Annotated in this window: 19 protein-coding genes; 8 read left to right on the top strand and 11 right to left on the bottom strand. The window is 73.6% G+C overall.

Annotation, left to right across the window (positions count from 1 at the left end; genetic code table 11):
• The first annotated feature begins 96 nt into the window (after positions 1-96).
• On the top strand, positions 97-1,617 hold the full coding sequence (locus ACZ7LK_RS07155; protein WP_471138833.1) for a M23 family metallopeptidase: 1,521 nt from the start codon (positions 97-99) through the stop codon (positions 1,615-1,617).
• An 89-nt stretch (positions 1,618-1,706) separates the two neighbouring features.
• Here the strand turns inward: ACZ7LK_RS07155 and pcrA are convergent, their stop codons facing one another.
• Positions 1,707-4,175, bottom strand: coding sequence for a DNA helicase PcrA (gene pcrA / locus ACZ7LK_RS07150; RefSeq protein ID WP_469463664.1), 2,469 nt, complete (start codon positions 4,173-4,175; stop codon positions 1,707-1,709).
• Positions 4,176-4,504: 329 nt separating this feature from the next.
• Here pcrA and ACZ7LK_RS07145 point away from each other — a divergent pair, with 329 nt between their 5' ends.
• Positions 4,505-5,662, top strand: coding sequence for a C40 family peptidase (locus tag ACZ7LK_RS07145; RefSeq protein WP_471138830.1), 1,158 nt, complete (start codon positions 4,505-4,507; stop codon positions 5,660-5,662).
• A gap of 16 nt (positions 5,663-5,678) precedes the next feature.
• On the opposite strand, the gene ACZ7LK_RS07140 is transcribed toward ACZ7LK_RS07145, so the two are convergent.
• Positions 5,679-6,032 (bottom strand): hypothetical protein, encoded by a 354-nt coding sequence (locus ACZ7LK_RS07140; RefSeq protein WP_392272464.1) that lies wholly within the window; start codon positions 6,030-6,032, stop codon positions 5,679-5,681.
• 251 nt (positions 6,033-6,283) lie between these two features.
• On the opposite strand from ACZ7LK_RS07140, the gene ACZ7LK_RS07135 reads away from it, so the two are divergent.
• A complete protein-coding gene (locus tag ACZ7LK_RS07135; protein WP_471138826.1) occupies positions 6,284-7,312 on the top strand; it encodes a C40 family peptidase in 1,029 nt (342 codons plus the stop codon).
• A gap of 59 nt (positions 7,313-7,371) precedes the next feature.
• On the opposite strand, the gene ACZ7LK_RS07130 is transcribed toward ACZ7LK_RS07135, so the two are convergent.
• The 3 genes from ACZ7LK_RS07130 to ACZ7LK_RS07120 all read right to left on the bottom strand — a co-directional run bounded on the left by ACZ7LK_RS07130 (position 7,372) and on the right by ACZ7LK_RS07120 (position 10,764).
• The gene (locus tag ACZ7LK_RS07130) at positions 7,372-8,709 is read right to left on the bottom strand and encodes an alpha/beta hydrolase (RefSeq protein ID WP_392272466.1); all 1,338 of its coding nucleotides are present in this window, start codon (positions 8,707-8,709) and stop codon (positions 7,372-7,374) included.
• Between the two features lie 91 nt (positions 8,710-8,800).
• On the bottom strand, positions 8,801-9,493 hold the full coding sequence (locus ACZ7LK_RS07125) for a LuxR C-terminal-related transcriptional regulator (RefSeq protein ID WP_469463663.1): 693 nt from the start codon (positions 9,491-9,493) through the stop codon (positions 8,801-8,803).
• Positions 9,490-10,764 carry a PspC domain-containing protein gene (locus ACZ7LK_RS07120; RefSeq protein WP_469463662.1) on the bottom strand — a complete coding sequence of 425 codons (1,275 nt, stop codon included), beginning with the start codon at positions 10,762-10,764 and terminating at the stop codon, positions 9,490-9,492. The genes ACZ7LK_RS07125 and ACZ7LK_RS07120 overlap by 4 nt, the downstream gene beginning before the upstream one ends.
• A gap of 150 nt (positions 10,765-10,914) precedes the next feature.
• Between ACZ7LK_RS07120 and ACZ7LK_RS07115 the strand changes: the two genes are divergently transcribed.
• Together ACZ7LK_RS07115 and ACZ7LK_RS07110 are read left to right on the top strand one after the other, a co-directional pair.
• Positions 10,915-12,216, top strand: coding sequence for a PspC domain-containing protein (locus ACZ7LK_RS07115; RefSeq protein ID WP_471138822.1), 1,302 nt, complete (start codon positions 10,915-10,917; stop codon positions 12,214-12,216).
• Positions 12,203-12,490: a hypothetical protein gene (locus ACZ7LK_RS07110; protein ID WP_392272470.1), complete on the top strand. Its 288-nt coding sequence runs from the start codon at positions 12,203-12,205 to the stop codon at positions 12,488-12,490. Before ACZ7LK_RS07115 ends, ACZ7LK_RS07110 begins: the two co-directional genes overlap by 14 nt.
• On the opposite strand, the gene ACZ7LK_RS07105 is transcribed toward ACZ7LK_RS07110, so the two are convergent.
• The gene (locus tag ACZ7LK_RS07105) at positions 12,397-12,915 is read right to left on the bottom strand and encodes a DoxX family protein (RefSeq protein ID WP_392272689.1); all 519 of its coding nucleotides are present in this window, start codon (positions 12,913-12,915) and stop codon (positions 12,397-12,399) included. The genes ACZ7LK_RS07110 and ACZ7LK_RS07105 overlap by 94 nt on opposite strands.
• A gap of 217 nt (positions 12,916-13,132) precedes the next feature.
• Between ACZ7LK_RS07105 and ACZ7LK_RS07100 the strand changes: the two genes are divergently transcribed.
• Positions 13,133-13,597 (top strand): cupin domain-containing protein, encoded by a 465-nt coding sequence (locus tag ACZ7LK_RS07100; protein ID WP_392272471.1) that lies wholly within the window; start codon positions 13,133-13,135, stop codon positions 13,595-13,597.
• 47 nt (positions 13,598-13,644) lie between these two features.
• Here ACZ7LK_RS07100 and guaA read toward each other — a convergent pair whose 3' ends face one another.
• Entirely contained in the window at positions 13,645-15,228 is a 1,584-nt protein-coding gene (gene guaA, locus ACZ7LK_RS07095; RefSeq protein ID WP_392272472.1) for a glutamine-hydrolyzing GMP synthase, read from the bottom strand.
• Positions 15,229-15,535: 307 nt separating this feature from the next.
• On the opposite strand from guaA, the gene ACZ7LK_RS07090 reads away from it, so the two are divergent.
• Together ACZ7LK_RS07090 and ACZ7LK_RS07085 are read left to right on the top strand one after the other, a co-directional pair.
• Entirely contained in the window at positions 15,536-15,847 is a 312-nt protein-coding gene (locus ACZ7LK_RS07090) for a chorismate mutase (RefSeq protein WP_392272473.1), read from the top strand.
• A gap of 696 nt (positions 15,848-16,543) precedes the next feature.
• Positions 16,544-17,683, top strand: a complete 1,140-nt coding sequence (locus ACZ7LK_RS07085) for an LPXTG cell wall anchor domain-containing protein (RefSeq protein ID WP_471138817.1) — start codon at positions 16,544-16,546, stop codon at positions 17,681-17,683.
• A 75-nt stretch (positions 17,684-17,758) separates the two neighbouring features.
• On the opposite strand, the gene ACZ7LK_RS07080 is transcribed toward ACZ7LK_RS07085, so the two are convergent.
• From ACZ7LK_RS07080 to ACZ7LK_RS07065, 4 genes are all read right to left on the bottom strand, one after another.
• Positions 17,759-19,564: a GMC oxidoreductase gene (locus tag ACZ7LK_RS07080; RefSeq protein WP_392272475.1), complete on the bottom strand. Its 1,806-nt coding sequence runs from the start codon at positions 19,562-19,564 to the stop codon at positions 17,759-17,761.
• A 232-nt stretch (positions 19,565-19,796) separates the two neighbouring features.
• On the bottom strand, positions 19,797-21,422 hold the full coding sequence (locus ACZ7LK_RS07075) for a succinic semialdehyde dehydrogenase (RefSeq protein ID WP_471138814.1): 1,626 nt from the start codon (positions 21,420-21,422) through the stop codon (positions 19,797-19,799).
• Positions 21,423-21,525: 103 nt separating this feature from the next.
• A complete protein-coding gene (locus ACZ7LK_RS07070) occupies positions 21,526-23,457 on the bottom strand; it encodes a serine/threonine-protein kinase (RefSeq protein ID WP_471138811.1) in 1,932 nt (643 codons plus the stop codon).
• Between the two features lie 100 nt (positions 23,458-23,557).
• The gene (locus ACZ7LK_RS07065; protein WP_471138808.1) at positions 23,558-25,369 is read right to left on the bottom strand and encodes a serine/threonine-protein kinase; all 1,812 of its coding nucleotides are present in this window, start codon (positions 25,367-25,369) and stop codon (positions 23,558-23,560) included.
• Positions 25,370-25,525 lie beyond the last annotated feature (156 nt).

Below are 25,525 nucleotides of genomic sequence, written 5' to 3'. Positions count from 1 at the left end.
GCCGGGTACAGTCGCGCCCACTGCTTTCCCTCTGGGTCCCCCGTTTTCCGGGGCTGCCCCAGACCTGGTCCTGCTGCCGAGGCGAGAGAGAAGTTGGTGAACGACCAGCACCCCCACGCCGGGTACGTCGGAGACGCCACGTATTCCACGGGCAGCTTCGAGGCCGGCAGCGTCGAAACCGGCAGCTTCGCCACGGACCCCCTCTTCGGCGCCCTTCCCGGCGCGTACGAGAACACCTACCAGAGCAGTGGCACCTACCAGGCGGGGTACACGGCCGACCACAGCGGGCAGTACGGCTCCTCCCACTGGGCCGCCGCCACCGCCACCCAGCAGTGGGCCACCACGGACACCACCGGGTACGTCGAGTACTCCGAGCACACCGGGCAGTGGGACGCCGGCGCCTGGAACGACACCAGCGGGTACGACGCCACCGGCCAGTGGAACGCCGCCCCCGGCGCCACCGCGGCCGCCGCCCCCCAGGAGACCGGCGCCTACGACGCCACCGCCTGGAATTACGCCGCCGCGCCGACCGAGACGTTCACGGTCCCCGAGCAGTACGACTACGCGGCCGCCGACCAACTGCCCACGCCGGAACCGCTTTCCGAGTCCCTGACGGAATCCGCGGCCCCCGCCGAACCGGCGCACGAAGCCCCGTACGAGAACGAGGCGTCGTACGAGAACGAAGCTCCGTACGAGCCGGAGGCGGCCTACGAGCCGGAGACCGGGCTCGACGACGCCGGACATGGCGTCCCGGCCGATCCCGCCGCCGTGCACGACAGCCCCACCCAGACCGCGATGATGCCCGTCGCCCCCCGGCCCAGCCGCCGCGCGGGCAGCGGCGGCGGCAATGGCGGTGGCGGCAGCCGGGGTCGTCGCCGCACCCCCGCCAAGCGTTCCGCGCTCCTCACCGTCGCCGTGCCGTCCGCCTGTGTGATGGGCGTCGCCGGTATCGCCGCCGCCTCCGTCAGCGGCCTCACCGGCAGCGCGACGGGCGAGACCAAGAGCGACGAGAAGGCGGTGACCGCCGCCGACCCGGCCTCGGTCCAGCCGGTCGTCGCCAACAGCCAGCTCGACACCCAGCTTGCCGCGCTCAGCGCCGACGCCCGCGACTTCGGTGACCGCGCCAGCCGCACCCAGGAGCGCATCGACCTGAAGGCCCGCCAGGAGGCGGAGCGCAAGAAGCGCGAGGAGGAGGCGGCCCGCCGCGAGGCGATGCGCCCCAAGTTCGCCCTCCCCGTCGCGCTGCACCAGCTCAGCGCGCGCTACGGGCAGGCGGGCGTCAACTGGATGTCCCTGCACACCGGTATCGACTTCCCCGTCCAGTACGGGACGCCGGTGATGGCCGCGACCGACGGCACCGTGCGCACCCAGTGGAACAGCGCCTACGGCAACATGGCGATCGTCACCGCCAAGGACGGCACCGAGACCTGGTACTGCCACCTCAGCAGCACCAAGATCCGGTCCGGCGAGGTGAAGGCCGGCGAGGTCATCGCGTACTCCGGGAACTCCGGCAACTCGACCGGACCGCACCTGCACTTCGAGGTACGGCCCGGTGGCGGCGCCGCGATCGACCCGCTGCCGTGGCTGCGCGGCCACGGCCTCGACCCGACCTCGTAGCCCCGCCCCGTAGCCCCGGGCCGGCCTCGCGGCCTCGACCCGGCCTCGCGGCCCTCGTGACCCCGGGGGCCGGAGCCCCCGGGACCGCCCTACAGCTTCTCGACCGGCGCGTACCGCAGCAGCAGCCGCTTGGGCTTCTCGTCGCCGAAGTCGATCGTCGCCTGCGCGTCACCGCCCGCTCCGGTCACCGCCAGCACCGTCCCGAGCCCGAACTGGTCGTGCGTCACCCGGTCCCCGACCGCCAGCGAGATCACCGGCTTGTCCGTCGTCCGCCGGGTGGCGAAACCCGAGGGGCCGCCGCCGCGCGAGCGCGCCGAGAGCGACGAGGACAGCGACGACGCGATCCCGGACGTCGGCCCGGCGGGCTTGGCCGTCGCGCCCGTACGCTTCCACTCCAGGTGCTGCCCCGGGATCTCCTCCAGGAACCGGGAGGGCGGGTTGTACGAGGGCTGACCCCACGCGCTGCGCATCGTGGACCGGGTCAGGTAGAGCCGCTCACGGGCGCGGGTGATGCCCACGTACGCCAGGCGGCGCTCCTCCTCCAGCTCCTTGGTCTGCCCGAGCGCCCGCATGTGCGGGAAGACGCCGTCCTCCATGCCGGTGAGGAACACCACCGGGAACTCCAGGCCCTTGGCGGTGTGCAGGGTCATCAGCGTGATGACGCCGGAGCCCTCCTCGTCCTCGTCGGGGATCTGGTCGGAGTCGGCGACGAGCGCGACCTGCTCCAGGAACTCGGCCAGCGTTCCGGTGCCCTCGCCCTCCCCGCGGTCCTGCTCGAACTCCAGGGCGACGGCCGCCAGCTCCTGGAGGTTCTCGATCCGGGTCTCGTCCTGCGGGTCGGTCGACGCCTGGAGCTCGGCGAGGTATCCGGTCCGCTCCAGCACGGCCTCCAGGACCACCGCCGGGCCGGCGCCCGAGTCGACGATCGTGCGGAGCTCCTCCATCAGGGTGTTGAACCGCTTCACGGCGTTGGCCGAACGGGCCGCCATGCCGTACGCCTCGTCGACGCGGCGCAGCGCCTGCGGGAAGGTGATCCTCTCCCGCAGCGCCAGGGCGTCGATCATCGCCTCGGCGCGCTCGCCGATGCCGCGCTTGGGGACGTTGAGGATGCGGCGCAGCGGGACGTTGTCCTCGGGGTTGGCGAGGACGCGCAGGTACGCGAGGACGTCGCGGACCTCCTTGCGCTCGTAGAAGCGGACGCCGCCGACGACCTTGTACGGCAGGCCGACGCGGATGAAGATCTCCTCGAAGACACGGGACTGGGCGTTCGTCCGGTAGAAGACGGCGACGTCGCCGGCCTTGGCGTCGCCCGCGTCCGTGAGCCGGTCGATCTCGTCGGCGACGAACTGCGCCTCGTCGTGCTCGGTGTCCGCGACGTACCCGGTGATGCGGGCACCCTCGCCGGCGTTGGTCCACAGGTTCTTGGGGCGGCGGCTCTCGTTGCGCTCGATCACCGCGTTGGCGGCGGACAGGATGGTCTGCGTGGAGCGGTAGTTCTGCTCCAGCAGGATGGTGGTCGCGTCCGGGTAGTCCTCCTCGAACTGGAGGATGTTGCGGATGGTCGCGCCGCGGAAGGCGTAGATCGACTGGTCGGCGTCGCCGACGACGCACAGCTCGGCCGGGGCCAGGTCCTCGTACCCGGTGCCCACCAGTTCGCGGACGAGGGTGTACTGCGCGTGGTTGGTGTCCTGGTACTCGTCGACCAGGACGTGCCGGAAGCGGCGGCGGTAGTGCTCGGCGACGTCCGGGAAGGCCTGGAGCAGGTGGACCGTCGTCATGATGATGTCGTCGAAGTCCAGGGCGTTGGCCTCGCGCAGCCGCGCCTGGTACATCCGGTACGCCTCGGCGAGGGTCTTCTCGAAACCGTCGGCGGCCTGGTCGGCGAAGGTCTCCTCGTCGATCAGCTCGTTCTTCAGGTTGGAGATCTTGGCGCTGAACGACTTGGGCGGGAACTTCTTGGGGTCGAGGTCCAGGTCCCGGCAGACCAGCGCCATCAGCCGCTTGGAGTCGGCGGCGTCGTAGATCGAGAAGGACGAGGTGAAGCCGAGCCTCTTCGACTCGCGGCGCAGGATGCGGACGCACGCGCTGTGGAAGGTCATGACCCACATGGCGTTGGCGCGCGGGCCGACGAGCTGCTCGACGCGCTCCTTCATCTCACCGGCGGCCTTGTTGGTGAAGGTGATCGCCAGTATCTGGCCGGGGTGCACGTGCCGCGTGGCCAGGAGGTGCGCGATGCGGTGGGTCAGCACCCGGGTCTTGCCCGAGCCGGCCCCGGCGACGATGAGCAGCGGGGAGCCGGTGTGCACGACGGCGGCGCGCTGCTGCTCGTTCAGCCCCTCGAGCAGCGCGGCGGCGTCGACGACCGGGCGGTGGGCGCCGTCGCGGTAGTACGTGTCCCGGGGCGGGGGCACGTCGAACCGGTCCCCGAAGAGGTCGTGCGGGACCTCCTCCGCGGCCGGGGCGTCCCCGGGGCCCTCGGAGTCCTCGGGCGGCGGCGGGGGCTCCTCGGAGTGGTTCCGGAGGTCCGCCAGGAAGCTGTCGTCAAAGAGGCTGCTCATCGCCTATCGAGTCTAGGCGGCCCCACCGACAGTCGTGGACGAACCGAAAACAGGTCCGGTTCGTCACCGTCCGTACCGAGTCGACGACATCACGCCAAGGTCACGAATACGTATCGGGCATATCGAACATCATCCTTCACAGCACCGCCACACGTTGGCTAGCGTGCTCGCCCAAGCGGTCCGTTCTCCCTTCGGCGAACCACGCCGGACGGACCGTCCACGCCGAATTCGTGCTGCCCTCGCGGCAGTTCGGAACCGGGACCCCCCAGGGCACCTTCCGTTCCGCCCGAACCTGCAGTCCGCACCCGGTAGGCGGCCCATGGAAGGAGATGCCGGCCTTGGCGTCGCATCGCAAGCCGCGCACGCGCACCTTGCAGACCCTGCATGCCCACTCCCCCGCCGTCGGGGTCACGACGGCCGCCGCCCTGGCCTCGGTCACGCTCCTGTCGTCACAGAGCGCGACCGCCGCGCCGGTCACGGCGGGCGACCAGGACCACAGGCCCTCCGTCGAGGAGGTCCGGAGAAAGGTCGACGACCTCTACCGTCAGGCGGGCACGGGGACGACGCAGCGGTACGGCAGCCCGGCGGAGACCGCGGAGCGGCAGCGGCGCGAGGCGGTCGGGACGCCCGACCGCGGCGCCCGGCGCACGGAAGCGCCGGACGGGCCGCGCGACGCCCCCGCCGGCCGGGCGGGCGGTCCCGCGCCGGCCGCGGCACCGGTCCTGACGGAGGTCTCCGCCGAGCCCGTGGACCGGACGCGGCTGCTGGACCGGATCCCCGCCCAGGGGCACGCGGTGCCCGTGGCGCCCGTCGCGCCCGTGGCGCAGTCACCCGCGCCCGTGGCGCAGTCACCGGCTCGGGAGGCCGGGACCGGGGCCGTGGAGGGGGCGTGGGCGGACCCGACGCCGAAGGCCGGGACGGCCGGCCCCTCGCAGGCCTCCCTCCGGGCCGCCAAGCAGGCCGTGCAGCGCAAGCTCGGCGACGCCCGGGAGCTGCTGCGGCGGGCGGCGGCCGACGCCCCGGCGTACCCCACCGAAGCGACGCACGTCGCGGAGACGGTGCCCGCGCGGGAGACGGCGTGCGCGGAGACGGCGTACCCGGCGCCCGGGCGGCACGTGGCGCACGACCTCGGGTACACGGCCAAGGCCCGCGAGGTGCTGGCCTTCGCGGAGGCCCAGATCGGCAAGCCGTACGTGTGGGGGGCGACCGGCCCGAGCTCGTACGACTGCGCCGGGCTCGCGCGGGCGGCGTGGCGGGCGGCGGGCGTCGACCTGCCCCGTACCGCTCCGGGCCAGGCCTGGGCCGGCACGCGGGTCGCCACGGAGGACCTGCGCCCCGGCGACCTGGTGTTCTTCCACGACGACCTCAGCCACGTCGGCGTCTACAAGGGCGACGGGATGATGATCCACGCCCCGCGGCCCGGGGCGAACGTCCGCGAGGAGACCATCCACTGCCTGCCCGTCCACAGCGGTGTGCGCCCGGCCTGACGCCGGGTGAGGCCGGTCAGGTCCAGAGCGTGGCGATGAAGACGTTGGCCGCCGTCAGGCCCCCGACCGCGCCGAAGAGCGCCTTGTCGACCCGCTCCTCGTCCCGCTTCACGTAGACCAGCCCGAGGACGACGACCAGGATCGCCAGCTTCACGCCGATCTTGACGTTGTTCACGGTCTGGTCGTCGGCCTGGTTGAGGCCGACCAGGACCACTCCCGTGACCAGCATGGTCAGCGCGCCGTGCAGCATCGCCGGGCCGAAGCGCGCCGTGCCCGCGCCCATCGCCTTCATCTGGGTCAGGAAGCCGCCCAGAAGGGCGGCGATACCGATGACGTGCAGCGCGACGAAGACATTGATGAGTACGTCCATGGGGCGGAGCCTAGCCGGGGCCATATCACCGGAGGCCGGTCGGGGTCGCCGCCTTCGTCGCCTCGGTCACGGCGGGTACGGAATGCGCGATTCCGTGCGTACGGGGCCTGTCGGAACCGATCCGGAAACCCACACCTGCGGCCAGTTGCGGTCATGCCGCCGCCCGCCCGTGACCCCCAGGTTTAGCGTCCTCCCCCGGGCCCCCACCCCTCCCCCGGGCCCCACCCGGCCGAAGGGAAGTGACCGCCCCCGTGGCAGCGCACCGGAAACCCAGGCAGCACCCGCTGAGCGGCCGCGCCGCCGTCACCCTGGCACTCGCCGGGGCGGCCACCGCCACCGCCTTCGAGGGTTCCGGACACGCCGAACCCCCGCGGACGCCCGCCCAGGTGCGGGCCGAGGCCGACCGGCTCTACCGGGAGGCCGAGGAGGCCACCGAGAAGTACAACGGCGCCAAGGAGGAGACGGTACGGGCGAGAGCCGCGCTGGACGCGCTGCGCGACGAGGCGGCCCGCCGGACCGCCCGCCTCAACGCCGCCCGCAACGCGCTCGGCTCCATCGCCGCCTCCCAGTACCGCGAGGGAGGCCTCGGCCCGGCCGCCCGGCTCGCGCTCTCCAGCGACCCCGACGCCTACCTCCGCGGCGCGGCGCTCGCGGACCGGGTCGGCGACCGTCAGGCCACGGCCGTCACCGCCGCCCGGGGCCAGGTGGCCGAGCTCGCCCGGCTGCGCGCGGAGGCGGCCGGCCGGTTCCGCGACCTGACGGCCCGGCAGACCGAGCTGGCCCGCCACAAGGCGACCGTCCGGGAGCGGATCGCCGCCGCCGAGAGGCTGCTGGCCCGTCTCACGGCGGCGCAGCGCGCCGCGTACGACGGCCGCTCCGGTGCGGCGCCGGACGGCCCGGCTCCCGCGCCCGGTTCGGTCCGGGCCGCGAACCCGCGCGCGGCCCGGGCGGTCGCGTTCGCGTACGGGTCCCTGGGCAAGCCGTACGTGTGGGGGGCCACCGGCCCGTCGGCCTTCGACTGCTCGGGGCTCACCCAGGCCGCCTGGCGCTCGGCCGGGGTGTCGCTGCCCCGGACGACGTACAGCCAGATCGACGCCGGCCGGCGGGTGTCCCGCTCCGAGCTGGCCCCGGGCGACCTGGTGTTCTTCTACTCGGGCGTGAGCCACGTGGGGCTGTACATCGGCGACGGCAGGATGATCCACGCCCCCCGGCCCGGCGCCCCGGTACGGATCGCGCCGATCGACGAGATGCCCTGGGCGGGCGCGACCCGCGTGGCCTGACCCGCGCGCACCCGGCCCGGGTGCCGCCCGGACCGTACGGCCCGGCCCGAGCGCGCCGGCTACGGGCGGGCGCCGGCCGGGAGCGTCCCGCGGCCGGTCCCCGTTCCGGCCCCGGCGCCCGTGCCCGCCCCCGGGACGCCGGCGCCCGCACCCGGACCCGTCTCCGGAACGCCCGCACCCGGACCCGTCTCCGGAACCTCGCCGCCCGCGCCCGTACCGGGACCCGCGTCCCCGGGCGCACCCGCGTCCGCGCCCGCACCGGAACCCGCGTCGCCGGACGCACCCGCCGCCTCCGCGCGGAACTGCCGCGTCAGCCACCGGAACACCGACGGCACCTCCCGCACCCAGGTGCTTACCCGGTGACCGCCGTACACCTGCTGGACGTCGACGCGCGTCGGCGCCTTGGCCGCCTCCTGGAGGGCGACGCCCTGCTGGTAGCCGTCGCCGCCGTCACCGGTGACGAGCAGGGTGATCCGGGGCGGCACCGGGGCGGCCCGGAGCATGTTCAGCGGGTTGTGGGCGTGGCGCAGCGCGGGGTCCTTGCCGGTGAGCGAGGACGGCTCGGCGGCCGGGTCGTTGTAGCCGGACATGCTGACGCCGAACCGGTAGCGGTCGGGGTGGGCGATGGCGAGCTTCATGGCGCAGTGGGCGCCCGCCGAGAAGCCGACGAGGGCCCAGTCGTTTGCCGCGCCGGAGACGCGGAAGTTGTCTGTGACCATCTTGCGCACGTCCACGCTGAGCCAGGTGTCGGCGTTGACCTTGCCCGGCACGTTGGCGCAGCCGGTGTCGGTGTGGCCGAGGAGGTGGCTGCGGGGCGCCACCAGGATGAAGGGCTCGACCGTCCCGTCGCGCATCAGGGGTTCGAGCTGCTGGTTGGCGCGCATGCCGACGAACCAGGACTTCGGCGAACCGGGGAAGCCCGAGAGCAGTTCCACCACCGGGAACTTCTTGTCCTTGTAGGCCGGGTCGTCGTACTGCGGCGGGAGCCAGACGTACACCTCGGCCTTGACCCCGGAGATGCCGCCCTGGAGGACCGTCCGGCGGACGCCGGGGCCCATGGCGGGGTCGTCGACCGGGGTGAAGGTCTGGGTGACCCTGGGCAGGTCGGCGACGCGCTTGCCGCCCATGCCGTCCGGGCCGAGGTCGATGGCGGAGTCGACGTGGTCGCTGGTGCCCAGCAGGTCGTCCCAGCTGTCGTACAGCCCGTTGACGTTGTTCACCGCGACGAAGACCACGACGATCGCCGTGAGCTGCGCGAAGGCCACCATGCCCAACCGCGTCGCGGCCCGGACGAGGACGGGGCCGCGCACACGGCTCCACAGCGCCAGGGGCAGCAGGACGGCGATCACGGACAGCACGACCGCGGTCACGAGGAAGGGAGTACCTGTCAGGCTCATCACGGGGAGTAGGAGGGCACCGTCGCCGGACTGGTTGCCGCTCCTATGTACCGTTTACCTCACAAATACTCCGGCCCGGCCGCCCCGGGGGTCACACCAGCCGGCGGGCCGTCGCCCAGCGGGTCAGTTCGTGGCGGTTGGAGAGCTGGAGCTTCCTGAGCACCGCCGAGACGTGCGACTCGACCGTCTTCACCGAGATGAAGAGCTGCTTGGCGATCTCCTTGTACGCGTACCCCCGGGCGATCAGCCGCAGCACCTCCCGCTCCCGCTGGGTGAGCCGGTCCAGGTCCTCGTCGACCGGCGGGGCGTCCGTGGAGGCGAACGCGTCCAGGACGAAGCCGGCCAGCCGGGGCGAGAACACGGCGTCGCCGTCCTGCACCCGGAAGACCGAGTCGACCAGGTCGGCGCCCGTGATGGTCTTGGTGACGTACCCGCGGGCGCCACCCCGGATGACGCCGATGACGTCCTCGGCGGCGTCCGAGACGGACAGGGCCAGGAACCGGACCGGGTTCTCGCGGGCGGACATCAGGCCCGTGCAGCGGCGCAGCACCTCGACGCCGCCGCCGCCCGGCAGATGGACGTCGAGGAGGACCACCTCGGGGCGGGTGGCGGTGATCACGGCGACCGCCTGGTCGACGTCGGCGGCCTCGCCGACCACCTCGACCCCGGTCGTCTCGGTGCGGCCGATCTCGGCCTGCACCCCGGTGCGGAACATCCGGTGGTCGTCCACCAGCACGACCCGTACCCGGCGCTGCTCGCCGGCCGTCGTCGTCTCGTCGGTCATCCGTCCGCCCTCTCCATCTCCAGCTCCACTTCGGTGCCACCGCCCGGCACCGCGCGGAGCCGCGCGGTCCCGCCGTTGCGCTGCATCCGGCCGATGATCGATTCTCGTACGCCCATCCGGTCGGCGGGTACGGAACCGAGGTCGAAGCCGGGCCCCCGGTCCCGTACGGACACGAAGACCGTACGGCCCTCGACCTCCGCGTACACCTGCACCGCCCCTCCCTCGCCACCGTACTTGGCGGCGTTGACCATGGCCTCGCGCGCGGCCTGCATCTGGGCGGCCAGCCGCTCGTCGAGCGGGCAGTCGCCGACGATCACCACTTCCAGGGGCACCCCGTGCTTGTCCTCGACCTCGGCGGCGGTCCTCCTGACCGCCTCCGCCAGGGTGTCCGGCTCCTGCTCCTCGTCCTTGCCGGTGCCCTCCGGCCGGTAGAGCCAGTTGCGCAGCTCGCGTTCCTGTGCGCGGGCGAGCCGGCGCACCTCGCCGGGGTCGCCGGCGTTGCGCTGGATCAGGGTGAGGGTGTGCAGGACGGAGTCGTGCACATGGGCGGCGACCTCGGCCCGCTCCTGGGCGCGGATGCGCATGGTGCGCTCCTCGGACAGGTCCTGCGACATCCGCACCAGCCAGGGGCCGGCGAGCAGGGTCATCCCGGCGAGGACGGCTATCGCGGCGGTGAGCGCCGTCCCGAGCTGGGCGGCCGAGCCGCGCACCACCATGAAGACGGTCAGGCCCATGCCGACCAGCGCGACACCGGCGAGGCTCCGCACGAGCTGGAAGATCCGCTTGCGGCCGCCCGGCTGGGTCCAGCTCGCCCGCCGCGCGTTGTCGGCCTGCCGCCACACCAGGACGACGCCGACACCGACGAGGAGGATCGGCCACACGTACCGCCCGGCGTCGCTGCCGAGGTCGACGCTGGTGACGAAGCCGATCGCGCCGACGGTGAGCGCGACGAGCGCCACGACCTGACCCTTGTCGGGCTTGCGCAGCCGGCGCCGCCCGTCGGGGCCGGCGGCGAACAGCGGGCGGGGTTCGGCGGACCTGCCGCCGACGCCCAGCGGGACGACGATCCAGAAGACGGCGTACAGCAGGACGCCGAGGCCGTCGGCGATGAACAGGGCGAGGAAGACCAGCCGCACCCAGATGACGGGCAGCCCGAGGTGGCCCGCCAGGCCGCGCGCGACACCGCCGAGCATCCGTCCGTCGGCGCTGCGGTAGAGCTTGCGCACGGGCGGTTCGGCGGTCGTCTCGGGCGGGCGGGCGGCGACGGGCATGCCCCGATCGTCACACGCCGGCCGGCGCGGGACATCAGGGCCGTCCCTCATCCGACCCTGAGAACCGGCCGTGGCCCGGGGGGCGATATCAGGGACGGGCCAGGGTCGCGGGAGGTGCCGGTGCGGCTCACGGGCCGTCACCATGGACGTATGACGCGTACGACCCCCGCTCCCGCCGAGGCCGATGAAGCCCCTCCCCACCCGCCGCTGCGGCGCACGACGGGGCGGAAGGTCGTGGCCGGCGTGTGCGGCGGGCTGGGGCGGCACTTCGACCTGGACCCGGTGGTCTTCCGGGTCGCGATCGGGGTGCTCGCCGTGACCGGCGGCCTCGGGCTGGTGTTCTACGGCTTCGCCTGGCTGCTCATCGCGGCCGACGGTGACGAGGAGAACGAGGCGCGGCGGCTGCTGTCCGGGCGGGTCGACGGGGCGACGCTGATCGCGCTGCTGATGGCGCTCGTCGGCTGCGGCCTGTTCCTGTCGATGCTGGGCAACGGCAGCACGATCTCCTTCTCCCTGCTGCTGATCGTCGCGGTCTGCGGGGCGGCGGTCTGGTCGCAGCGGCGCCGGCTGGCCGACGGCCACGAGACGGTGGCCGACCCGGTGACGGCGCACACGGTGGCCGAGGCGCCCCCGGAGACGAAGGCGCCCCCGCCGCCGGAGTACCCGTCGTGGTGGCGGGAGCCGATCGTCAAGGACGGTACGTCGGGGCCGGTCCCGCTCGGGTACCTGTGGGGGCCGGCGGACGGCGTGGGGGTGGAGGACGCGATCCGGCGGCGCCCCGCGAGGAGCGCCGGGACGGGGGAGGCGCCCGCGGCCCGGGGTCCGCGTTCCCTCGGCGGGCCCGTCTTCCTGCTGGCCCTGGTGGCGGGCGGGGTGGGGACGGCGGTGCCCTGGGGGTCGCGGCCGCTCGGTACCTGCCTGGTGACCGGGCTGGTGTGCGCGCTGGTGGTGTTCGCGCTCGGGCTGGTGGCGGGGTCGTTCGCGGGGCGGACGGGGGTGGGCACGGTCTTCATGACGGTGGTCACGGCCGTGCTCCTGGCGGGCGCGTCACTGGTGCCCGGGCAGATCGGCACGGAGTGGACGCGTACGGACTGGAGGCCGGCGACCACGGCGGACCTCCGGCCGCGCTACGAACTGGGCAGCGGTGTGGCCACCCTGGACCTGTCCCGGCTGGACGTCCCGGTGCGGCGGACGGCCCGCACCACCGCCGAGGTCGGCGCCGGCCGCCTCCATGTGATCGTCCCGCGGGACGTGACGGTGCGGGTGCGCGCGGAGGTGGGGCTCGGGGACCTGCGCCTGCCCGCCGAACCGGCCGGCGACGTGGACATCGCCCCGGCCCGCGACGTGACCCGCACGATCGCCCCGCCCCGGGGGACGGCCCCCGGGGGCACGCTCGACCTCGCCCTGGAGGTCGCGCTCGGACAACTGGAGGTCACCCGTGCCGCACCATGAGCAGCGGGACGCCCGGCGCCACGGCTTCCGCCCGGGCCGGCTGGTCCTGGGCCTCACGGCCCTCGGCATCGCGGCGCTCTACGGGGGCGACGTGGCCGGCGCCTGGGACACGCCCTGGTTCGCGGCGCTGCCGTTGCTGGCCGGGGGGCTGGTGCTGGCGGGCGTGGCCGGCTGGGTCGGCTACCGGGCCCGGCGCCGCCGTGCGGCCAGGGCGGCGTCGAGCGACAGCAGCGGGGCACCGGCCAGCACCAGCGGCAGCCACGCCATCAAGTAGGCGAGGTCGTTGCCGTAGTAGTACGGGGTGGACTGCCAGCTCACGGTCAGCCACAGGCTCAGCGAGATCAGCGCCCCGCCCAGCGCGGCGAGCCGCGCGAGCAGCCCGACCAGCGTGCCGATCCCCACGGCCAGCTCGCCGAGGGCGATGCCGTACCCGAAGCCCTCCGGGCTCTTCAGCGCCAGGTCGACGAGCCACGGCACGGCCGAGGAGTCCCGGACGGACCGCATCATCTCCCCGATGGACCCGCTGCCGGAGGCCGCCATGAACCGGTCGTCGGTGAGTTTGTCCAGCCCGGCGTAGACGAAGGTGACGCCGAGGAAGACGCGCAGCGGCAGCAGCGCGTACTCGGCGGCGGTCGCCCGCCAGCCGGGTGGCCCGCCCGCGTTCCGGTAGGTCGCTGTCGTCCGGTAGGTGTGCGTCACGCCGGCCTGCCTCTCCACACGGCTGTCCCCGGAACCGATTCTCCTCGGCATTCCCGTCCATGGATACGCGGCGGGCGGAGGGCCGGTTCAGACGGAGGACGGACGCGGTCGGCTCCGCTCATGGCGCGTCCGCTCATGGCGGGGGAAGGCGGCGCCGGTCACGACAACCGGCCGGGGAGATCACACCGGACCGGTCCGCCGGAGCACAATGCACCGCATGACGGACGACGACCGCACCGCGCCCTCGCCCCTGGTGGACCTGCTGGAACTGGAGCCCCACATCGAGGGCGGCTGGTTCCGGGAGACCTGGAAGACCACCGGCAGGACCACGCCCGACGGCTACACCGGCCCCCGCACGTACGCGACCGGCATCTACTTCCTGCTGCACCCCGGCGAGCGGTCGCGCTGGCACCGGGTGCGCTCCGACGAGCTGTGGCTCTGGCACCGCGGCGGCCCGCTGCGCCTCTCGCTGGGCGGCGAGGGCGACGCCCCGTCCGAGCCGTGGGAGCTGGTCCTGGGGCCGTCCGTCGAGACCGGCGAACAGCCGCAGCTCCTGGTCCCGGCCGGCACCTGGCAGGCGGCCGAACCGGCGGGCGACGAGCCGGTCCTGGTCACCTGCGTGGTCGCGCCGGGCTTCCACTACGACGACTTCACGCTGGGAGCCGCCGCCCACGGGACGTAGGCGGCGGCTCCGGTCGGGCGCGGGGCGGGATCATTCCCGCCGGGGGATCACTCCCACTCGATGGTGCCCGGGGGCTTCGACGTCACGTCGAGCACGACCCGGTTGACGTCCTTCACCTCGTTGGTGATCCGCGTCGAGATCTTCGCCAGCACGTCGTACGGCATCCGCGTCCAGTCCGCGGTCATGGCGTCCTCGGACGACACCGGCCGCAGCACGATCGGGTGACCGTACGTACGGCCGTCGCCCTGCACGCCCACCGACCGGACGTCGGCGAGCAGCACGACGGGGCACTGCCAGATGTCACGGTCGAGGCCGGCGGCCGTGAGCTCCTCGCGGGCGATGGCGTCGGCCTCGCGCAGCAGGTCCAGGCGCTCCTTGGTGACCTCGCCGACGATCCGGATACCGAGGCCGGGGCCCGGGAAGGGCTGGCGCTGGACGATCTCCTCCGGCAGGCCGAGCTCCGCGCCGACCATCCGGACCTCGTCCTTGAACAGCTTGCGCAGCGGCTCGATGAGCTGGAACTCGAGGTCCTCGGGGAGCCCGCCCACGTTGTGGTGCGACTTGATGTTGGCGGTGCCGGTGCCGCCGCCCGACTCGACCACGTCCGGGTAGAGCGTGCCCTGGACGAGGAACTCGACCGGGTGGTCGTCCGGCGCCTCGGCGACGATCTCGGCCTGGGCCTGCTCGAAGACCCGGATGAACTCGCGCCCGATGATCTTCCGCTTCTCCTCGGGGTCGGAGACCCCGGCGAGCGCCTTCAGGAAGCGCTCCTGCGCGTCGACGACCTTGAGCTGGACGCCGGTGGCGGCCACGAAGTCCTTCTCGACCTGCTCGGTCTCGCCCTTGCGCATCAGACCGTGGTCGACGTACACGCAGGTGAGCTGGGAGCCGATGGCCTTCTGCACGAGGGCGGCCGCGACGGCCGAGTCCACGCCGCCGGACAGGCCGCAGATGGCGCGCTTCTCGCCGACCTGGGCGCGGATCGCCTCGATCTGCTCCTCGATGACGTTGCCGGTGGTCCAGTCGGGACGCAGGCCGGCGCCGCGGTAGAGGAAGTGCTCCAGGATCTGCTGGCCGTGCGTGGAGTGCATCACCTCGGGGTGGTACTGCACGCCGTACAGCTTCTTCTCGTCGTTCTCGAAGGCCGCGACCGGCACGACGTCCGTGGACGCGGTGACCGTGAACCCCTCGGGAGCGGCGGAGCAGGCGTCGCCGTGCGACATCCACACCGGCTGCTCGACCGGGGTGCCCTCGAAGAGGGTGGAGGAGGCCCTGGAGACGTGCAGCGGCGTACGGCCGTACTCGCGCGCGCCGGTGTTGTCGACCGTGCCGCCGAGGGTCGTCGCCATGAGCTGGAAGCCGTAGCACATGCCGAAGACCGGGACACCGGCCTCGAAGATCGCGCGGTCGAGCTGGGGGGCGCCCTCCTCGTAGACGGAGGACGGGCCGCCGGAGAGGATGATCGCCTTGGGGTTCTTGGCCAGCATCTCGGCCACCGGCATGGTGGACGGGACGATCTCGCTGTAGACCCGGGCCTCACGGACGCGGCGGGCGATGAGCTGGGCGTACTGCGCGCCGAAGTCGACGACCAGTACGGCGTCGGGCGCGGCAGCGGGATTCGCTGATGACACTACGGCGGCCTTCCGGCGGGGAGGAGTCTGTATGTCGATTCTACCGGCGCGGCCGGGGGAGCCTTCGTCTCACCATCCGAACCCGGGGCCCTCCGGCTCGGTCGATGGTCCATACTGGCGGCATGCGCAAGCTCTCGACCTTCGTCTTTACCTATGGCACCGGGCCCGTCCGGCTGCCATGGTCGTGCTGCTTGAGCCACTGACAAGCGACTTCCCCAGGCGCCCCGGGCCGACAAGGTCCGGGGCGCCTGTCGTTCTCCCGGACCCTGTCGCCGGCCCGCGGCCCTCCCCGCAAAGGAGCCCCGCCATGACCGCCACGCAGACCACGCACACCACACGGACCACCATCGAGAAGACCGGCGCCCGCACCGACGAGGCCGCGGGCGTGATCACGGGCGCGCGGGAGCGCATCGACGCGCTCGACGACCGGATCATCGGCCTCATCCAGGAACGGATGGCCGTCTCGGCCGTCATCCAGGAGGCGCGGATCTCCTCCGGGGGCCGCCGGGTGAACCTGGCGCGCGAGATGGAGGTGCTGGCGCACTACCGGGACGCGCTGGGCCGGCCGGGCACGTCGCTGGCGATGACGATGCTGGAGCTGTGCCGGGGCCGGATCTGAGTTCGGCCGGCGTCTCACCCGTACGGCGCGTGACCGCGCCGCACCGGGTTTCGTTGGAGGGGTTGTCCGTGTCAGCCAGGGGCGGGCCGTAGAAACCACGCGTGGCTCCGCTGGGGCGTGTGGCGTACCTCCTGGGTACGTCGTGGGACCTCGCTCCAGCGTGCGTGACCGGACGGCAGGGGACAGCAGCCCGGTCACCCGAAAAGGCGGTCGGCTCCGGGGACGCCCGGAGCCGACCGCATCCGGTCCGACCGGTTGCGCCGGCCCTCCCCGTCCGGCACGACGCACCGTCACCGCCCCCGCTCCCACTCTCACCTCGTTCCCACTCGCACGACCACTGCCACCGAGCGGCGTCACCCCCCGGCGCCGCCTCCCCGGCACCGGCACTGCCCTGACGCCGGTGCCGACGGCCGAGGGCCCCCGCGGAAGACGCTTCCGCGGGGGCCCTTGTTCTGTGCCCGGCGCACCGGACGGTGCCCGGCGGCGGCTCACGGGTGGGCCCCGGAAGCGATGCACACAAGCGGAACCTGTGATGCAGCCCACATAAAGATTCCATCAGGTGGTGTGCAACCATTCCCACCCGTCGCAGGTCATGCATGCGAAACAACGGCCACATCCGTGACACCCCCACACCGGGTCGGCCCCCACGACACCGTGCCGCATCGAGCGGTACGCCTGGACTTCCCTGAGGTCTTCATGAAGCTTCGCCGCGCCATGGCGGTCGCCGCCGCGACCGCCGTCATAGCCCCTGCCGCCTTCCTGGCGGCTCCGGCCGCGTACGCGACGGACGGCACCACCGGCACGACCTCCACCTCCGGCGCCTCGGGCGAGACGGAGAGCACCACCACCGGCGGCACGACCACCACGGACGACGGCACCACGGCCGGCGACGGCGCCGCCACCACCGAGGACGCCACGAAGACCGACGACGGCACGCCGGCCGACGACGCCGCCGCCGCCACCGAGGACGGCGCCAAGACCGAGGACGAGCCGAAGACGGACGACGGCACGAAGCCCGCCGACGACACGGTCACCGGCGGCACCGACGGCGCCGAGAAGCCCGGCACCGAGCCCGGCACCGGCACCGAGACCGGCAAGGACGAGGAAGAGGCCGGCGAGGACGAGGTCGTCGACGAGGAAGAGGAGATCATCGAGGAGGAGGTCTGCAAGCAGGCCGCCGTCGACGTCTCCCTCTCCCACCTCCCCGGCAAGATCGTCGCGGGCAGTGGCTGGAAGAACTTCCAGCTCAACGTCAAGAACAACAGCAAGGCCGCCCTGGACGAGGTCGTCGTCGGCGCCTGGGCCTCGTACGCGAAGGACGTCGACGAGGAGGCGTACACCGACCGCCTGGTCGAGAAGTACGCCAAGATCGAGTACAAGCTGCCCGACGGCCAGTGGAAGAACGGCGCGAACCTCTCGGGCCAGAACATCGGCTTCTTCTTCGACGTCGTCAACCTGAAGAAGGACGAGAACCGCACGATCCAGCTGCGCATCTCGATCGACAAGGCCGCCCCGGCCGGCGCCGCCCTCGGCTTCGCCGCCACGGGCTACGACAAGGACGACGAGTGCTACGAGGACTACGCGTCCTACGAGTTCCAGGTCGTCGCGGCCGGTGGCACCGGCGGTGACGGCGGCGAGGCCAAGCCGTCCGACGAGAAGCCGGCCGACCTGAAGCCGCAGGGCGGCTCGACCCCGATCAAGGTCGAGGGTGAGCTCGCCGAGACCGGTTCGTCGTCGATGCTGCCGACCATCGGGATCGCCGGTGGCATCACGGTCGTCGCCGGTGCCGGTGTCGTCTTCGCCCTGCGCCGCCGCAACGGTGGCGCCGCCGCGTAACACGCGCACCACGGAGCTGGAGAGGCGCTGCACTCGGAGGGGGGTGCAGCGCCTCTCTGTCGTCCGTCGGGCCCGTCAGGGCTTCGGCGGGACCGCCGGCATGCCGAGGAACGGGAGCCTCAGGGCGCCGAAGGCGTCCGCCGGGACGGTGGGGGACGTGGGCGCGACGGGGGCGAGGCGCTCGTAGGCCGCGTCCTGCGCCGGACGGGGGTCGTCCTCACCCTTGTTGGGCCAGAAGGACATGGCCCGCTCCGCCTGGGCGGTGATCGTCAGGGACGGGTTCACGCCGAGGTTGGCGGAGACGGCCGCGCCGTCGACGACCGAGATGCCCGGGTGGCCGTAGAGGCGGTGGTACGGGTCGATGACGCCGTCCTCCGCACTGGCGCCGATCACGCAGCCGCCCAGGAAGTGGGCGGTGAGCGGGGTGCCCATCAGTTCGCCGACGTTGGAGCCGGCGAAGCCGTTGATCTCCTCCGCCAGCAGGCTCGCGGCGCGGGTGCCCTCGGCGATCTGCTTGGGGTTCGGGGCGCCATGGCCCTGGCGGGCGGTGAGCAGGCCCTTGCCCAGGCCGTCGCGCTTGCGGTAGGTGGTCAGGGAGTTGTCCAGGGACTGCATCACCAGGCCGATGATGGTCCGCTCCGACCAGCGGCGGTTGGACAGCGAGCGCATGGCCAGCAGGGGGTGGCGGGCCACGTTGCCGAGCCAGGCCCGTACGCGGTGCTCGGAGTACGGGACCTGGAGGATGGAGAGGGACCCCATCGCGTTGGAACCCTTGCCGTAGCGGACCGGCTCGATGTGGGTGTTGGCGTCCGGGTGGACGGACGAGGTGATGGCGACGCCCCGGGTGAAGTCCGCCCGCTCGTGGCCGTGCCGCTTGCGGTAGCGGCGGTCGGTGGTCTGGGAGCCGACCAGGGCCTCGGAGTTGGTGCGGGTCAGCTCGCCCAGGCGGGCGGAGAGGCGCGGGAGCTTCCCCTCGTCCTTCATCCGGTGCAGCAGCGTCTGGGTGCCGTAGGTGCCGGCGGCGACGACCACGTACCGGCAGCGGAGGGTCTTCCGGGCGGCCTTGCGGCGGCGGTGCGTAGGGACGGTGGTGACGAGGTAGCCGTCCCCGGAGGGTGCCTCGGTGACGGCGGTGACGGTGGTCATCGGGTGGATGACGGCCCCGGCCTTCTCGGCGAGGTGCAGGTAGTTCTGCGTGAGGTTGTTCTTCGCGCCGTGCCGGCAGCCGGTCATGCACTCGCCGCACTCGGTGCAGGCGTGCCGGGCCGGGCCGGCGCCACCGAAGTACGGGTCCTCGACCCGCTGGCCCGGCTTCGCCCTCGCCTTCCCGTCGGCGTCCCGGCCGTCGCCGAAGAAGACCCCGACGGGCGCGAGGTGGAAGGTGTCGCCGACGCCCATCGCCTGGGCCGCCGCCTTGAGGTGGACGTCGGAGGGGGTCATCGTCGGGTTGAGCCGTACCCCCAGCATGCGCTTGGCCTGGTCGTAGTACGGGGCCAGCTCCTCCTGCCAGTCGGTGATGGACGCCCACTGCTTGTCGCGGAAGAACGGCTCCGGCGGTACGTAGAGGGTGTTGGCGTAGTTGAGGGAGCCGCCGCCCACCCCGGCGCCGGCCAGCACCATGACGTTGCCGAGCAGATGGATGCGCTGGAGCCCGAACAGGCCGAGGGCGGGGGCCCACAGGTAGTTCTTCACGTCCCAGGAGCTCTTGGGGAGCGTCTGCGGGGTGAACCGGCGGCCCGCCTCCAGCACGCCGACCCGGTAGCCCTTCTCGGTCAGCCGGAGGGCCGACACCGACCCGCCGAAACCCGAGCCGATCACGATGACGTCGTAGTCGTGACCGCCGGGCGCGTCCTGGTTCTGGGCAGGGGTGACCTGGGACATGGGCTCTCCTCGTACCGGAAGGGGGGAAGGGGGCGTCTCGGGGAAAGGGCGTCTCGGGGCCGGACGCCCTGTAGGGGGTGTCTGGCCGATCACGCCAGGCTCACGACGCCCGGCACCGCGCCTCGCTGCGTTGTCGTCGGTCGCCATGGCTCCGCCATGCCTCCCTCCTCCGCCTTGCGATGCACGGCACCGGCCGCCGATCGCTGATCCGGCCTGATCGACAGGACACCCCCTAGCGCAGGCGGAACGCCTTCATCAGCCGCAGGCTGCGGCTCATGAACGCCGCGTACTGCTCGTCGTCCATGCCGAAGGCGGGCGCGAGCGGGATCACCCGCTGCTGGGCCACCGTCTGGGCCTCGGTGTATTTGAGGATGCCCTCGGAGCCGTGCCGGCGGCCGAGGCCCGAGTCCTTCATCCCGCCCATCGGCGACTGGACGCTGCCGTACGCCGGCGCGTACCCCTCGTTGATGTTGACCGTCCCGGTGCGCAGGCGGGCGGCGACGGCGTGTCCGCGGCGTCCGTCCTTGGTCCAGACGCTGGCGTTGAGCCCGTACGCCGTGGCGTTGGCGCGCTCGACGGCCTCGTCCTCGTCGGTGAAGCGGTAGACGGACACGACCGGGCCGAAGGTCTCCTCGGCGCACACGGCCATCGGCTCCTGGACGCCCTCCAGGATGGTCGGCTCGTAGAACAGCGGGCCTATGTCGGGGCGGGCCACCCCGCCCGCGACGAGCGTGGCGCCCTTGGCGACGGCCTCCTCGACGTGCCGCGTGACGGTCTCGAGCTGCCGCTCGCCCACCAGGCAGCCCATGTCGGCCCCGTACGCGAGCGAACGGCCCAGCCGCATGGCCTTCGTGCGGGCGGCGAAGCGCTCGACGAAGTCGTCGGCGATCGACTCGTGGACGTACAGCCGCTCGATGGAGATGCAGAGCTGGCCGGCCGACGAGAAGCAGGCGCGCACCGCGCCGGCGGCGGCCTTCTCCACGTCCGCGTCGTGCAGCACCAGCATGGCGTTCTTGCCGCCCAGTTCGAGGGAGACGCCGACCAGGCGGGCGGCCGCCCCCTGGGCGACCTCGCGGCCGGTGCGGGTGGAACCGGTGAAGGACACGTAGTCGGCGTGCCTGACCACCTCGGGGCCGACGACCGGGCCCTCGCCGATGACGACCTGGAAGACCTCGGCCGGCAGGCCCGCCTCGACGAGCAGGTCGCGGGCCCACAGGGCGGTGAGCGCGGTCTCCGTGTCGGGCTTCATCACCACCGCGTTGCCGGCGACGAAGGCGGGCAGCGCGTCACCGACGGACAGTTCGAGGGGGTAGTTCCACGGGGCGATCTGGCCGACGACCCCGCGCGGCCGGCGCAGTTCGGTGACCTTGGTGAGGGCCGGCACGACGCCGGTGTGGCGCCGGGGCTTGAGGTACGCGGCCGCGCGGCGGCCGTAGTGGCGGGCGGCGACGGCGACGGCCTGGACCTCCTCGTGCGCGTGCAGCCGGGCCTTGCCGGTCTCGAGCTGGATGAGGTCGAGGACCTCGGCCTGCCGCTCCAGGACCAGGTCGTGGAAGCGGAGGAGCACGGCGGCCCGCTCGCGTACGGGGGTGGCGGCCCAGACGGGCTGCGCGCCGCGGGCGCGGGCGAACGCCTCGGCGACGTCCTCGGGGGTGGACTCGGGCAGCTCGGCCAGCCGCTCCCCGGTGAACGGCGTGTGGTTGGCGGTCCGGCCGGAGCCGACGACGCCACGGGTGAGCTGGGCGACCACCTCGGGCGTCACCACGTCGGCGGCGGTGCGGGCGCCGGCCGGGGCGGGGGCTGTCGGGTTCGTACCGAGCGGCGTGGCGGGGGCCTGCGGGTCCGTGGTGTCCGTCATGGGGGCGAGGGTATGCCGGATGCGGCCCGTGCGGTACCCGCCGGTAACAGCTTTTCACCGGGCGCTCACACCGTGCCAGCGTTCACTGGCAAATAAGCCCTGATCAGGGGTGCCGTACCCGGAAGGAATCGAGAACGGTGTCGAAGTGACGCTTCAGCTCGTCCAGCCGCGGCACCGGCGCCGAGACCCACACGTCGTACATCCGGCCGCCCTCGTCCCAGCAGATGTCGTAGGTCCGCCGGGGGCCCTCCGTGTGCGAGAAGCCGTCCCAGGTGAACTCCCTGAGCGCGGCCGGAAGCCCGTTGTGCGTCGTCGGGGTGACCTTCGCCTGGCGGTAACCGGGCTGGTCGCGCGGGCCGTTCGCGTGGGCGCGGCGCATGTGGCCGAGCGGGCCGCCGGCGGCCGGGGCCTGGACGCGGACGCCGATGCGCAACGCCCGGTCGGGCGCCGTGTAGTAGACCCGTCTGCCGTCGGTGGAGCGCGCGTACCCCTGGGGGACGGTCAGCGAGAACCCGCGCGGATCGGAGCTGGAGCGGTAGCCGGCCGGGACGCGGGGCGACGGGGTGCCCGCCGTGGCGGCGGGCGGACGGGACGACGGGCCGCCGGTGACGCCCGGACCGGCGCCGGTGCCGGCGGCCGCGCCCGGGGTGTTGGGGGCGGTGGGCGTGTCCGGCGAGGGGGACGCGGTGGCGGTGCGCCGGCCGCCCCCGCCGCCCCCGCCGTCGCCGTGGCCCTTCAGCAGCAGGACGCCCGCGGCGCCCGCCCCGGCGAGGGCCACCAGCAGCGCGGCGGCCACCAGGGGCGTACGGAGCCGGTGCCGGGACGGGTGGCCCGCGCGCGGGGGGACGGCGTCCGTCCCGTGGGGCGGGGCGGCGCGGCCCGGGGCGCGGGGGTGGTCGGGGCCGCGGTCGCCGGTGCGGTCGGTGCGGTGGCGGCGGTCGGTGCGGTCGCCGCTGCGGGCCCGGTCGCCGCGGTCGCCGTCGCGGTCACGGTCACGGCGGTCGGGGCGGACGCGGTTCCCGGGGCGGACGCGGTCACGGGCGCGGGGGCGGGCGTCCGCGCGGCCGTCGGGGCCGGCGGGATCGGGTACGGCGTCGGAGGGTCCGGGGCGCGGGGCGTCCGCGTGGGGCGGGACGGCGTCGGCGTACGGGTCGGCGGCGCCGGCCGCCCGGCCGCCGTGGGACACCGGGGCGTCGTCGGCCACCCCGTACCCGCGCCGCCCCTGTCCGCGCGCCTCGTACCCGCGCGCCTCGCCGGCACGTCCCTCGTACCCCCGCCCCTCGTACCCGCGCGGCGGCCGCCCCGACTCCGCGTACGCCCGCAGCACCCGTTCGGCCTCGCCCGCGCCCATCCGCCGGGCCGGGTCCCGCTGCAACAGGCCCCGTACGACGGGCAGCAGCGGTCCCGCCGCGGCGGGCGGCCGGAAGTCCTCCTCGACCACCGCGTGCAGCACCCCGCCCAGCGAGTCGCGGTGGAACGGCGACTGGCCGGTGAGCGTGGCGCACAACAGCGCCCCCAAGGACCACAGGTCCGTCTCCGGCCCCGCCTGCGCGCCCTGCATCCGCTCGGGTGCGGTGTACTCGGGCGAGCCGACGAACATCCCCGCCTCCGTGATCGTCGTCGAGCCGGCGAGCTGGGCGATGCCGAAGTCGGTGAGGACGACCCGTCCGGTCCCCTCCTCCAGCAGGACGTTGGCGGGCTTCAGGTCCCGGTGCAGCACGCCCAGCGCGTGCGCGGCCCGCAGGGCGCTCAGAAGCGCCAGGCCGACGCGGGCCGCCTCCCGCGCGTCGAGCGGGCCGTTCCGGGCGATCCGCTCGGCGAGCGAGCCGCCCTCGACCAGCTCCATCACGATGTACGGGACGCCGTCCTCCTCGACCACGTCGTGGACGCAGACGATGTGCGGATGGTGCACGCGCGCGATGGCACGCGCCTCGCGGAGCGTGGGGTGGACGGCGGTCCCCACGTCGACGTGGAGCTCCTTGACGGCGACACGGCGGCCGAGCAACTCGTCGTACGCCCGCCAGACCGTGCCCATGCCTCCCCGACCGAGCCGGGCCTCCAGCCGGTAGCGTCCGACGATCCGCCGCTGTTGCCCCGATCCGGACACGGCACATCCCCTCTGCTCGCGCCGAGGGTCACTCCTCGGCGGGACGCCAGCCGCGCAGCACGATGTCGAACTGCTCCCGGGTCACCGGCCAGTCGGCCGCGGGAGCGGACATGAACAACGCGTACTCGGTTCCGTCGTCCGTGTAGTACACCTGGTCGATCGCGTGCCGCTCGCCCGCGTTGGCGTTCTTCTCGACCCAGCTGAACTCCCACAGACAGGATTCCAGTTGATCACGGAACGTGTTCGTGTGCAGCTTCTTCCGCTCATACCGGGGAAGCCGCTTCTTCAGCCCTTTCTCGATGTCGAGCATGTGCAGGCAAGGATTCTCGAAGTCCGGTGAGGCGTCGGCGCTGATACGGATGAGGTGGCGGCCGTTGTCGGGCGTGTAATCGATCTGACCGCCCTCCGCCCGGCGCTTCCAGCCCTCCGGGACGAGAAGGCTGAAACCCGATGGGTCCTCGACCCGGTTCCAGCCGTCGGGGACCGACGGTGCCCGTCCGTCCCGGTCGGCCGTGGCGGCGCGGGCCGTGTCGTCGTTCCCGTACCGCATCACGGCGAAACCCGCGGCGCCGCCCACGACGGCGGCGAGGACGGTCATGAGGGCCACCGCCCGCCAACGCCGGGGGCGCCCGGACGCGTCACCGGCGGACCGGTCACGGGGCGTGCCCGCGGTGCCCGGGCGGCCGGGGGCGGACGGGGTGCCCGGGCGGGTCCCGGAGCCGGCGGCGGCGTCCTCACCGCCCGGGCGCGGCAGGGGCCTTGTCGTCCCCGGGCCGGTGGTGGCGGTGCGGGTGGCACCGGTGCCCCCGGCGGCGTGCGGGGTGGCGTCCGCGTGGCCCCCCGCGGCCCCGCGGTCCCCGGCGGCCCCGTCCTCGGCCGGGCCGTCCTCCGTGGCCCCGTCCGGCGCGTCGCGCCCGGCGGTGCCCCGTCCCCCGGGCTCGGCGAGTCGCGCGGCGGCCGGCAGGTCCTCGCGGCTCATGGACCGTGTGGGGACGTACGCCTGCGCAGCGGCCGGGGTACGGCCCTCCATCGCCTCCAGCAGCATGCGTTCGGCCTCGGCGGCGTCCGGGCGGTCGGCCGGGTCCTTGCGCAGCAGGGCGACGATGACGGGCGCGAGGGCGCCGGCGTGCTCGGCGGGCGGCGGTTCCTCGGTCACCACGGCCTGCATGACGCTCAGGGGGGACGTGCGGTGGAAGGGCGGGGTGCCCTCGACGGCGGTGTAGAGCGTGGCGCCCAGGGACCAGAGGTCGGAGGCGGGGCCCGGGTCGCCGCCCCGTACCCGCTCGGGTGCCAGGTACTCGATGGAGCCGACGAGTTCCCCGGTGCGGGTGATGGTGGAGTCGCCCTCGATGGCGGCGATCCCGAAGTCGGTGAGCAGCACCCGCCCGTCGCGGGCGAGCAGGACGTTGCCGGGCTTGACGTCCCGGTGCAGCACTCCGGCGGCGTGCGCGGCCCGCAGGGCGCCCAGGACGTGCAGTCCCACACGGGCGGCCTCCCGGGCGTCGATACGGCGATTTTCGGCCGCCTTGGCGGCGTCCGCGAGCGAGGGCCCGTCGACGTACTGCATCACGATCCACGGACGGTCGTCGTGCTCCAGCACGTCGTGGACGGTGACCACGCCGGGGTGGGTGATGCGGGCGGCGGCGCGCGCCTCCTTCTGCGTCCGGGCGTGCAGGACGGCCCGGTCCGCCTCGGACACGTACTTCCCGGCCGTGAGTTCCTTGACGGCGACGGTGCGGTGCAGCAGTTCGTCGTGGGCGCGCCAGACCTTGCCCATGCCCCCGCGGCCGATGGCCTCGCTCAGCCGGTAGCGTCCGGCGAGCACGAGTCCCGCGCCCATGCCTGGTGAATGTTCCACTGTCCCCCGCCCGTTCCTTCGGTCTCCAGGTTACGGAGGGTTGTGCCGTGGCCGAAACCTCGGGGTTGCCAAGGAGACCGCTCTGTGATCCGCAACCGGGGTTTCGGACGCATTTGCGGTGTGTGGGCGGCCGGGCGG

Source organism: Streptomyces sp. NPDC039423 (assembly GCF_055598725.1).
This window is presented reverse-complemented; position numbering and strand designations above follow the sequence as displayed.